The 12,017-nt window shown below is 61.1% G+C and carries 6 protein-coding genes; 4 read left to right on the top strand and 2 right to left on the bottom strand.

Translation table 11 applies throughout. The annotated features are described in order from the left end of the window. Positions 1 to 212: 212 nt before the first annotated feature. Positions 213 to 2,702: a type I restriction enzyme HsdR N-terminal domain-containing protein gene (locus AX672_RS18465; RefSeq protein ID WP_168727307.1), complete on the top strand. Its 2,490-nt coding sequence runs from the start codon at positions 213 to 215 to the stop codon at positions 2,700 to 2,702. 14 nt (positions 2,703 to 2,716) lie between these two features. Here AX672_RS18465 and uvrA read toward each other — a convergent pair whose 3' ends face one another. Further along, positions 2,717 to 5,674, bottom strand: a complete 2,958-nt coding sequence (gene uvrA / locus AX672_RS03475) for an excinuclease ABC subunit UvrA (protein ID WP_066648264.1) — start codon at positions 5,672 to 5,674, stop codon at positions 2,717 to 2,719. Between the two features lie 127 nt (positions 5,675 to 5,801). Between uvrA and AX672_RS03470 the strand changes: the two genes are divergently transcribed. Then, positions 5,802 to 6,224: a hypothetical protein gene (locus AX672_RS03470; RefSeq protein ID WP_066648262.1), complete on the top strand. Its 423-nt coding sequence runs from the start codon at positions 5,802 to 5,804 to the stop codon at positions 6,222 to 6,224. Between the two features lie 125 nt (positions 6,225 to 6,349). Continuing rightward, positions 6,350 to 9,265, top strand: a complete 2,916-nt coding sequence (locus AX672_RS03465) for a M10 family metallopeptidase C-terminal domain-containing protein (RefSeq protein WP_082730349.1) — start codon at positions 6,350 to 6,352, stop codon at positions 9,263 to 9,265. A 30-nt stretch (positions 9,266 to 9,295) separates the two neighbouring features. Here AX672_RS03465 and AX672_RS03460 read toward each other — a convergent pair whose 3' ends face one another. After that, on the bottom strand, positions 9,296 to 10,009 hold the full coding sequence (locus AX672_RS03460; RefSeq protein WP_231731141.1) for a GPI inositol-deacylase: 714 nt from the start codon (positions 10,007 to 10,009) through the stop codon (positions 9,296 to 9,298). A 207-nt stretch (positions 10,010 to 10,216) separates the two neighbouring features. Here AX672_RS03460 and AX672_RS03455 point away from each other — a divergent pair, with 207 nt between their 5' ends. Further along, positions 10,217 to 12,013 carry a hypothetical protein gene (locus tag AX672_RS03455; protein WP_066648260.1) on the top strand — a complete coding sequence of 599 codons (1,797 nt, stop codon included), beginning with the start codon at positions 10,217 to 10,219 and terminating at the stop codon, positions 12,011 to 12,013. Positions 12,014 to 12,017: the final 4 nt, after the last annotated feature.

Genomic DNA, 12,017 nt, shown 5'->3' with positions numbered 1-12,017 from the left:
CAGCGCCGCGCAAAGCGCGGGCGCGCCCGGCCGGCGCGGCGCAAAGCCGCGACCGACGACGCGGCTTTGCCGCGGCGCTTAGCCCTTGGCATTGGCGGCACGGTGGTCCGCGAAGTATCTGGGCAGCCTTTAGTCGATATCAACTCTCCGTTAGAGCTTGACGCAAGGCCCCAACCTGTCCGACCCTATAACCTCAGTGGAGGAAAACGTTCGTGGCCAAGCTCTTGAAAGGTGCATTGCAGCTTGGCTCGCCTGAACTGGAACCGTCCACCTTTCGCAACGAATCCGACGTGGAGCAGAAGTTTGTCCTGCCTCTGCTTGTCAACCCGAGTTATCTCGGATTACCTAGTGAATGGATACGAACTAAAGAATACATGCGTCCGACTGAAATTGATAAGTCGGCGGGAAAGCGGTTCGGCTATATTCCTGACTATTCGATATGGCAACGTGGCATTCCTCTTCTAATTATAGAAGTCAAAGGACCAGACGTTGCGCTATCAGTCGGCCTCAGAGAAGCTAGGATGTATGCAAGCGAAATAAATAAGCGTTATCCACCAAAGCTAAACCCTATCGAACTCGTGATTGCAACAAATGGTATTGAAATCGGCGTCTCTTATGCTGACAGCGAAATTGATGCTATCGTTTTTGATGTACAAGACATCAATATAGGAAGCAACGCTCTCGCAGTGTTACAATCTAGCATAAATCGCAATGATCTCGACAGGCGCGCAAGCGACCTATCTACTAAATTACTGTCGAGAAGGTTTCACAGCGTCTCCGGGTTTATGGGCGGACGAAACGCACTAAACGAGCTTTTAGGTGTAAATGAGTTTGCTTATGCGCTGTTTCCAACAATATCGAAGTATTTTGGCGCTGATAGCGACGAAACCCCGGATGATGTTATTGAAAAGGCATATGTTTCTACTGAAGAAATTACAAATTATGAAGGCGTATTAAGTACATATTTGAAAGATCGCACTCGAAAGGTAGCTGGTAATACTGTTGAACAAATTGATACAACTCGCGTCTCTGCGTCTGGGATCAGTAATGAGATTTCGAGGTTTTCAAAGACTCCTTCGTCTTTAAGTAGGGTGCAGTTAGTTATTGGCGCTGTTGGAGCAGGAAAAAGCACGTTCATTCGCCGATATTACAAGTATTTGCTGCCGACTGAGACAAAGAGTAAGACAGTTTGGGCGTTTATAAATTTCAATGTCACGCCCCCACCAGGATCCTCCTTGCGCGATTGGCTTTGCGAGCAGTTTCTCGAATCGTTCTCAACGACGAACGAGATAGATATTTACTCTGAAGAATATCAGGAACGGATATTTTCGGTTGAAATAAGTCGTTTCGAACGTGGGCCTGCAAAAACTCTCAAAGTCGAGAATCCACCGAAATACTCGTCACGCAGGTTCGATATGCTCGCCGATTTGGCCGCAAATCCGGAACAGTTTGCGCAGTGTGTAGCTCGACATTTCTCAAGCGAGCGAGGACTCGGCTTAGTTTGCGTGTTTGATAATGTCGCCAAACGATCGCGTGACCAGCAGCTCGAAATATTTGAAGCAGCCCAGTGGTTTAAAGAGTTAACTCGTGGTCTTATATTGGTCAATCTACGGGATGCGACGTTTGAAGCGCACAAAGACGAAAAGCCACTCGACGCCTTTTCAAATGCAATAAATTTCTACATTAGACCCCCTAGATTTTCCGCCGTCATTCGGAAAAGAATGCAGCTTATATTAGATCAAATGTCTAACGATTTTGGAAAGACGCATCAAATAACGTTAGATAATGGCTTTACGTTGAACTATCCAGCAAATCGAGTGGGTGAATTTATAACGGCGGTTTATTCTGCTATTTTTTTACGAAAAGACAGACATATAACTCATATATTAGAAGGCTTAGTTGCAAAAGATGTTCGCCGAGCACTCGGCATGTTCGCAGACATATTGGTTTCCCCTCACGTCCCTACCAACGACCTCACTGGTATTGCCTTAGCCTCGGGGCGTGCAGGACTAAAAGAATTTGTTTTGTTAAAAAGCCTGATGAGGGGAAGGTACAAATACTATAACGGCTCATCAGGATACGTTAAAAATATTCTGCACGTCGCACATACTGCGACACGTCCAAGTAATTTCTTGATACCTGATATTTTAGAGTTTCTGATAAAGAATCGTAAGGAGCGCGTAGACTTTGTACAAGAAGGCTACGTTCTTGTAGCGACGCTGGTGAAGCGAATGAGCCAAATAGGTTACGATGAACTTGACTCGTTCGCTGCAATTGAAACTCTGGTTGAATGGGGGCTGATTGAGCCAGACAGTTTGCTACGAGAGTCTCTTGTAATGTCCGATGCTGTCAGGGTACATGCTGCCGGGTTCGTGCATATGCGGTTTTTGCTGCCTAAGTTTGAATATCTTGCAGGGATAACTCCTGATTTGGCAGTATCTTCTAGGGAACTTGCTGAGAAGATTGGGTGGACTTGGTCGAATCGGAGCCACGCGCCCGACTTACCGTTGTTAGCAAAGAGGCAGATTGTCGCGGAGCTAAGCACCTACTTCAAGATGGAATACGAACGCAGGTGCAATCGTCACCCATTTTACTCAGAACTGGGCTACGGAGGCCGTGCAGTAATGGACGCCTGTGAGGCGACAGCGGTGTTTCTTTCTAAACTTGATGCGCTACCGCACCCGGGACAAGGTTTGCTCTAGAATCATCTTCCGTGTCACTTCCCCAACAAAGGCGCCAAATACCGCCCCGTAAAACTCCGCGCCTCCTTCACCACCTGCTCCGGCGTCCCCTCGGCCACCACTTCGCCGCCCTTCACGCCGCCTTCAGGCCCCAGGTCCAGCACCCAGTCGGCGGTCTTGATCACGTCGAGGTTGTGCTCGATCACCACCACCGTATTGCCCTGTTCGACCAGCGCGTGGAGCACTTCGAGCAACTTCCGCACATCCTCGAAATGCAGCCCCGTCGTCGGCTCATCGAGGATATACAGCGTCTGCCCGGTCGACCTTCGCGCCAGTTCCTTTGCCAGCTTCACGCGCTGCGCTTCGCCGCCCGACAGCGTCGTCGCTTGCTGGCCGACCTTGACATAGCCCAGCCCGACTTCGGCCAGCATCGCCATTTTCTCGCGGATCGGCGGCACCGCCTTGAAGAATTCGACCGCGTCCTCGACCGTCATGTCGAGCACGTCGGCGATGCTCATCCCCTTGAACTTCACTTCCAATGTTTCGCGGTTGTAGCGGCGGCCCTGGCACACGTCGCAGGTCACATAGACGTCGGGGAGGAAGTGCATTTCGATCTTGATCAGCCCGTCGCCGCTGCACGCCTCGCACCGGCCGCCCTTGACGTTGAAGCTGAAGCGGCCGGGCTTGTAGCCGCGCGCGAGGCTTTCGGGCAGGCCCGCGAACCAGTCGCGGATTTGCGTGAAGGCGCCGGTATAGGTCGCGGGGTTCGATCGCGGCGTGCGGCCGATCGGCGACTGATCGATGTCGATCACCTTGTCGAGATGCTGGAGGCCCGCGATCTTCTCATATTTGCCCGACACGATCCGCGCGCCGTTGAGCGCGCGCGCGGCGGCGGCATAGAGCGTGTCGATCGTGAAGCTCGACTTGCCCGATCCCGACACGCCGGTGACGCAGGTGAAGGTGCCGAGCGGGATGCTGGCGGTGACGTTTTTCAGGTTGTTGGCAGTCGCGCCGCTGAGCGTCAGCTTCTTGCCATTGCCCTTGCGGCGCTTGGCCGGCACGTCGATGCGGCGGGTGCCGTTGAGGTAATCGGCGGTGACGCTGCCCTTGGTGGCGAGGATTTCGGGCAAGGTGCCGCGCGCGACCACCTCGCCGCCGTGGACGCCCGCGCCCGGCCCCATGTCGAGGATGTAATCGGCACTGCGGATCGCGTCCTCGTCATGCTCGACGACGAGCACGGTGTTGCCGAGATCGCGCAAGCGGCGCAGCGTCGCGAGCAGCATGTCGTTGTCGCGCTGGTGGAGGCCGATGCTCGGCTCGTCGAGCACATAGAGCACGCCCGACAGCCCGCTGCCGATCTGCGACGCGAGCCGGATGCGCTGGCTCTCGCCGCCCGATAGCGTGCCGCTGGTGCGGTCGAGATTGAGGTAATCGAGCCCGACATTGTTGAGGAAGCCGAGCCGCTCGTCGATTTCCTTCAGGATCGCGCGGGCGATTTCGCGCTGCTGCGCGGTGAGCATGTCGGGCACGCCTGCGAACCAGGCGAGCGCATCGACCACCGACAGATGCGTGACGCTGGAGATGTCGCGCATGCCGATCTTGACCGCGAGCGCCTCGGGCTTCAGCCGCGCGCCGTGGCAGGTCTCGCACGGGGCGGAGGATTGGTATTTCGCCAGCTCCTCGCGCATCCACGCGCTTTCGGTGCTGAGCATGCGGCGGTTGAGATTGCCGATCACGCCCTCGAACGGCTTCTTCACGTCATAGCTCTTGCGGCCGTCGACGAAGGTGAGCGTGACGGGCTTGCCGCCGGTGCCGTGGAGGATGACGAGGCGGACTTCGCCGGGCAGCTCGCCCCAGGGCGTGTCGAGCGAGAAGCCGAATTCGCGCGCGAGGCTGCCGAGTACCTGCATGTAATAGGGCGACGGCGGCTGCGATTTCGCCCAGGGGACGATCGCGCCTTTTTTGAGCGACAGCGCGTGGTTGGGTACGACGAGTTCCTCGTCGAACAGCAGCTTCTCGCCGAGCCCATCGCACGCCGGGCACGCGCCCTGCGGGGCGTTGAACGAGAAGAGCCGCGGCTCGATCTCGGCGATCGTGAAGCCGCTGACGGGGCAGGCGAATTTTTCGGAAAAGACGATGCGGTTGGCGGGAATCCCTGCGCCCTTCATCGCGCCGCCCAGAGTGGCATCGATTGGGGCCTGTTTCTCGACTTCGCTCGAAACGAACGGGGATTGCGTTTCGCGCACCGAGGTTGAGGCAAGCCCGGCCACCGTGCCATCCACCAGATCCACATAGGCCAGCCCGTCAGCGAGCTTCAGCGCGGTCTCGAAACTGTCCGCGAGCCGCGTCGCCACATCCGGCCCGACGACCACGCGGTCGACCACGACCTCGACGTCATGCTTGTACTTCTTGTCGAGCGCAGGCGCTTCGTCGATTTCGTAGATCTCGCCGTCGATGCGCACGCGCGTAAAGCCCGCGCGCTGCCATTCGGCCATGTCCTTCTTGAACTCGCCCTTGCGGCCGCGCACCACCGGCGCGAGCAGCAGCGCGCGGGTGCCCTCGGGCAGCGCCATCACCCGGTCGACCATTTGGCTCACCGTCTGCGCCGCGATCGGCAGGCCGGTCGCGGGCGAATAGGGAATGCCGACCCGCGCCCACAGCAGCCGCATGTAATCGTAAATCTCGGTGACGGTCGCCACGGTCGAGCGCGGATTGCGGCTCGTGGTCTTCTGCTCGATGCTGATCGCGGGACTGAGGCCCTCGATATGGTCGACATCGGGCTTCTGCATCATCTCGAGGAACTGGCGCGCATAGGCGCTCAAGCTCTCGACATAGCGCCGCTGCCCCTCGGCATAGATGGTGTCGAACGCGAGGCTCGATTTGCCCGACCCCGACAGCCCAGTGATGACGGTCAGCGTATCGCGCGGGATGTCGACATCCACGCCCTTCAGATTGTGCTCGCGCGCGCCGCGAACCGAGATGTGAGTCAGCATGGGGTAGGTTCTAGCTTTGTTCTGTGGCCGATGCCAGCGGGGAGTGCGCGAGATAAGCACAGCGCCTGCGGAATGCCACGCCCCGATTGGCGTCGACATGCGTGTGGACTCGGCCTAGACTTGCCCCATGCACGTCGTCGCGCGCCTGTTGATCTTCGGTCTGGCGTCGGCGCTGGCAAACGGAGGCGCAATGGCTGGCACGGCAACGCCCATTCAGTGCAGCGTGCGCACCGGCAACAAGCTGCTCGCGCCAATGACCAGCGAGGCGATCTGCCAGCGCTTCATCGGCGCCTTCGCCCGGGCGAGCGGGATTACGGCTTCGGCAGCTGCCAGCCTGCCAGCCGATGGGCTTGTCGTTGCACTGCACTTCCGTCCGCAAGGCGTGGCGAGCGCCGAGATCACACGCATGCGCAGCGGCAAGGCGTCGGCACCGGTCAGCTTCAACCTGGCGGTTTCCGACCGCCGCTTCGCCGCCGATGACATCGATCGGCTGGCCGCCAGCGCCGCGCAAGGGCTGCCGACGAGTTCCCAGCGCCAGCCGCGTCGGTAAACGGCGGATTCACTCCCTTTCGCTTTGCCAACGGGGGGCGACCCTTATATCGTTCACGTATCGAACGGCTGAATCGGCAAGCGATCGATGGCATCGGCCTCCGACAGGCATTGAGGGGAATCGATATGGCGAAGGCACAGTGCAGTTGTTGCTCGACGGCGGTGTGCCAGAAGGTTGATCCGACCGCTGACCCCCTCATCGGACGGCGACAGGACGGCCAGCCGACTCTGGTGCCGATCGATGGCCCGATCGACGGCAGCGCCAGCGCCTTTCTGCCATCTGTCACGCCGACTCCCTATGTCGACACGGTGCTGGGGACGACCGCCACGACGGGGACGATTGCCGCCGGGTCGAGCGTCGATGTCGTCATCGATACCAATGGCGACCATGACTGGTATCGGATCACCCTGACTGCCGGCCAAAGCTATGTGTTCACGACCCAGTCGATTGCCGGGTCGAATCCCGACAGTTTCCTAAATCTGCGCGACAGCACGGGCGCGTTGCTCGGCAGCGATGACGACGGTGGCGACAACACCTATTCGCTGTTCGCCTATGCCGCGACGACAAGCGGCACCTTCTACATCGATGCGGGCACTTATAACGATCAGGGCACTGGCACTTACCGGCTGTTCGCCGTCGCCCTTCCGGCGGCCGGCGCGGACAGCGTGCTGGCGACAACGGCTACCACCGCAACCATCAATGTCGGCGGCATTGCGGCTGGCAACATCGAGACCAATGGCGATCGCGACTGGTTCCGGATCACGCTGACCGCTGGCGAAACCTATATCTTCCGCACGGGCGGCGTCGTCGCCGACGGCTCGGTCGACACGACGCTTACCGTCCGCGACGCCAGCGGCGCGCAGCTTGTCACCAATGACGATGCCGGCGAGGGCACCTATTCGGCGCTGCGCTTCACGGCGACCACCGGCGGCACCTATTATCTCGACGTCGGCGCCTTCGGTACCACGACCGGCCAGTATACGCTGACCGCGGCGACCACGCCGCCGCTCACCCTCTACACCAACGATCAGATCGCGACGCAGCTGACCGACACTTATTGGGGCGGGCCAGCGCAACGCCACGCCTTCAATGTTGCGCCGGGCGGTACGATCACGTTCAACGTCCAGGGATTGACGGCGGAAGGCCAGAATCTCGCGCGCGAAGCCTTCAACTTGTGGCGCGACGTGACCGGCATCATTTTTTCGGAAATCACCACGGCAGCACAAATCACGCTCGACGACAATCAGACCGGTGCTTTCGCCAATGCGACCTACTCGAACGGCGTGACCACCAGCGCCACCGTCAATGTCGGCACGGCCTGGCTGACCACCTATGGCACCGGGCTGAACACCTATTCGTTCCAGACCTATATTCATGAAATCGGCCACGTGCTCGGGCTTGGGCATGGCGGCAATTACAATGGCGCTGCCAGCTATTCGTCCGATGCCACCTATCTTAACGACAGCTGGGCGACGACGGTCATGTCGTATTTCGACCAGAGCGAGAATGGCTATTTCGCAGGGTTGGGGTTCACGCGGCAATTCGCGCTGACGCCGATGATCGCCGACGGCATCGCGATCACGACGCTCTACGGCACCAACACGCTGACCCGGACGGGCAACACCACCTACGGCTTCAACAATACATCGGGCCGCGCCGTCTATGACGCGACCGCCAACCCCAACGTCAGCTATACGGTTTACGACAATGGCGGCGTCGACACGCTCGATTATTCCGGGTTCACGCAAACGCAGACGATCAATCTGAACGCCGAGACCTTCTCGAGTGTCGGGGGTCGCTCAGGCAATGTCTCGATCGCACGCGGCGCGGTGATCGAAAATGCGATCGGCGGCAGCGGCAACGATACGATCATCGGCAATGACGCGAACAATTTCTTCACGCTCACGGCGGGCGGCGTCGACAATGTCAGCGGTGGTAACGGCAACGACTCATTCTCGTTCGGCGCGACGCTGACCGCTGCCGACACGATCGACGGCGGCGCCGGCGCCGACGATCAGGTTGCGATCCAGGGCAATTACACCGGCGCCACCGCGCTCACGCTTGGGGCGACTACGCTGGCCGGGGTCGAAGTGCTCGCGACACTGGCGGGCGGCAGCTATAATATCACCACCAACGACGCCAATATCGCCGCCGGGCAACGGCTGACGATCTTCGGCACCAATCTGGGCGCGGCCGACAATCTGACCGTCAATGCCTCGGCTGAAACCAACGGCAATGTCCGCATCTTTGGCGGTCTGGGCGTCGATAATCTGACCGGCGGTGCCGGCGACGACGGCTTCTATTTCGGCCCGGGGCGCTTCACCGGGGCCGATGTCGTCAACGGCGGCGGCGGCAACAATGACCAGATCGCGCTCGATGGTGATTACACGATCACGCTGGGCGCGAACTTCGGTGCCGAAGTCGTTGTGCTGCTCCACAATGCGTCGGGCGCCGAGAACAACTTCGTGGTCACGGTCGGCGACAGTTTCGTCCCGACCGGTCAGACGCGCACCATCTTCGGCGTGTCGGTCGTCAACGCGATCACGGTCAACGGCGCGAACGAAACCGATGGCATCCTGCGCATCTTTGGCGGCACGGCGGCCGACACGCTGACCGGCGGCGGTGCAGCCGACTATATCTTCGGCGGCAACGGCGGCGACACGCTGCGCGGCGGCAATGGCGCGGATGTCTTCTTCTACGACGACGCTGTCCAGTCGAGCTCGACCAATTACGATCGCCTGCTCGACTTCAACTTCGCCGCCGACCGCATCCAGATCAGCGGCCAGGTGCACGACACCTATGCAACCGTCGCCACCGGCGCGCTGAGCACCGCGAGCTTCGACGCGAATCTGGCAACCGCACTCAACAGCCAGTTGATCGGCGGACGCGCGGTGTTCTTCACCCCCAACAGCGGCACGCTGGCGGGCCAGACCTTCCTGGTGGTGGATGCGAACGGCGTCAATGGCTATCAGGCGGGCGCGGATTATGTCTTCCAGCTGCCGAACGCGGTATCGGGCGGCGCTGATTTCATTATCGGGTGATTGGGGGCAGGCTGAGCGACGGTCTGCGCTTCAGCCGCCCAACACCTCCGCCACCGTCCGCAGCACTTTCGCGCGGTAATGCACACCGATGTGGCCGCCCTTGATCTCGATGACGCGCAAGCCGGGTTCGCCATCGACGTAGCAGGCGCGACCGTTGACGAGGCCGTCGCTGGAACTCCAGATCGCGGTGGCCGGCATTGGTAACGGCGCGGCGATTTCGGCGACGCGCGCGAGCAGGGCGGGGTCGTCGATCCGCTCGCCGCTGACGAGTTGATAAGTCCGCCAGACATTGGTCGCGCGCGGGCCCGCAGCATAGGGCGAGGCAATGGTGATCACTTCGCGCACGATCGCCGCCCCCAGCCGGTGCGCCGCCAGCCGCGCCATGATGCCGCCCAGCGACACGCCGATCAGCGTCACCGGGGCCCCTGCCCGTTCGGCATAGTCCCGCACGCGCGCAAGCAGCCGCTCGCCTTCGCTGCCCACGGTGCGCGTGCCGAAGTTGCGGCCCAGCCCCCAGGTTTCGACGCGGTATCCCAGCCGCCGCAGATAGCGCGCCATGATCAGCATCGATCGGTCCGAATTGATCAGCCCCGGCAGCAGCAGCAGCGGTCGCCCGTCGCCGCGCGGCAATTCGCCCGGCTTGCTCGCTGCCAGCTCGGCCAGTGTCCAGGCGGCGCGCGGCAGCTCGGCTGCCCAGAGCAAACGGCTGGGGGGCGGAAGCGCGGGCGCAGGTTGCATCGGCATTCGGGGCTCCATCAATCAGTTATCCGGACTGATCAACCGCCCTGCCCCATGGACGATCCGGTTTCGCCGCCGCCCAAAGCCGTTGCACCGTCACGGTAAGGCGCGAGTTAAAGCTGCTTGGCCAAGCTCAGGCAACCAGTTTCGGCCCAATTCTGCCGCCGACCGGCGCACTTGGGCGGCGGGAGCAGGCGAGCAGGGGAAACGAGCATGACCATCAATATTCGCACGCGACGCGGCGGCATGATTGCGGCGCTCGCGCTGGCTGGCGTCGCATCGGCGGTGCTCGCGGCAACCGGTGCCGGCGACACGCTGGCCGGTCTGTCGGTCGTCAGCGGCGCGACCGGCACGCCGTCGCCGCTGCCGTCGCTCGCCACCAATGTCGGGGCAACGCCAGCTGCGGCCGTGACCGGTATCGCCGATTATGACGCCGGCCTCGCTGTGTGGCGCAAGCCGCGCGAGAAGGATTCATGCGTGTCCTGCCACGGCCCCGACTTCATCGATCTTGCGCATATCGGCACGACCGACACCGACATGATCCGCCGCGCCGTTCAGGATGGGGCCAGCCCGGCAGAAGCCGAAACGCTGCTGACGGCAGTCAAGGACCTGCGCCTTCGCTACGCAATCACGCCGCGCGATCCGCGCAGCTTCCGCCCGTTCCAGCCCGGTGGTTCGGTGCTACCGGGCGCCACCAGCATCGAACGCGACGCAGCCTTTGGCGACGAGCTGATCCAGCGATTGCCGACGATAGGCAGCGCAACGCCGATCCGCACGCTCGCCGATGCGCGTCGCGCGCGCGACGAATTGCTCGCGGTCGATTTCGATACGCTGCGCATCGGCATCCCCTTTCCGCTGTGGTCGGCGGATGCCTTCCATGGACCTGCCGAGGCGACGCTCAACGACTGGGTGAACGATCTGCCGCGCGTGCCGCGTCCGGAGCGCGCCGCCGAATGGACCCAGCTTCAGGACAGCTATCTGCGCGACCCGAGCGATTTCAATTTCTGGAAGCTCTATTTCGCAGTCGACGAAATGACCGACGGCTTCGCCGATGTCCGGCCGGCCGACCCCACCGATGCGTGGAAGCCGCGCGATTTCTCGCTGGTGAAATACCGCGCCACGCTGATCGGCCAGCACCTGTTCCGCACCCAGGCACTGCGCCGGACGGGCTTTGTGCAGGGGCAGACGGCCTTTTCCTATCTCGCAACCGATCCCGGTTTCCGCATTCCCTTTGCGCGCGAGGCGGTGACGCTGCGAACCGGGGATCGGCTGGAAGAGTTCCTGCCCAATCCGATGTGGGAAGTCGGCGATTTCGAGCGGCGCGATCTGGAGCCGTCGTCGCTGACGGCGGGGCAGGTCGGCAATATCAACACCCGCGACCGGTCGCAGGACCAGCTGCGGCTGCTCGGCTATCCGCAATTCGTGATCGACAGCGTCGGCCCCGCCAAGACCGTCGAGCAAGCCGGTGACGAAATCAGGCTGGCGTGGTTCATGATCGGCGCCCGGTTCGATCCCGGCTTGCTGCGCACGCACCCGTCGAATTCGACGAAGGTCGGCGAATATCTCCACGTCCAGCTATGGAAGGAGGATTATTTCGTCCACCGGACCTTTACTCAGTTCCTGCGGATGATCGTGCAAAGCTATGGCCCCAATGCCACCGTGAAGGCGCCACCGCCATTCCGGCTGAAGTTCCATTATTTCACCGCCTACAACCGCGCGACACCGACGCGCTGGAACAGCGATCCGCAAGGCCGGGTCAGCGCCGCGATCAAGGCGCGGCAGATCGACGCGTACAAGCGGCTGACCGCCAACATGTTCCGCATGAGCCTGTTGCTGCACGAAGAGGCGCTCGAGACCGGTCGCATCGCGCCTTATGGCCCGTCAACAACTGAGGACGGCGACTTCGCCGCGATCAGCGCCTTCTTCAACTATGCCGCCTTGCCCGATCGCGCCGGCGACGACGCTCTCATCCGCCGCGTCGCGGCCAAGGCCGGACGCCCGATTGCCTGACCGG

Origin of the sequence: Sphingomonas sp. CCH10-B3, from assembly GCF_001556185.1 — a bacterium.
In the GTDB taxonomy this organism is placed as follows: Bacteria; Pseudomonadota; Alphaproteobacteria; order Sphingomonadales; family Sphingomonadaceae; genus Sphingomonas; species Sphingomonas aquatica.
The sequence above is the reverse complement of the archived record's forward strand: the minus strand, read 5'-3'. Positions and strand labels throughout refer to the sequence as shown.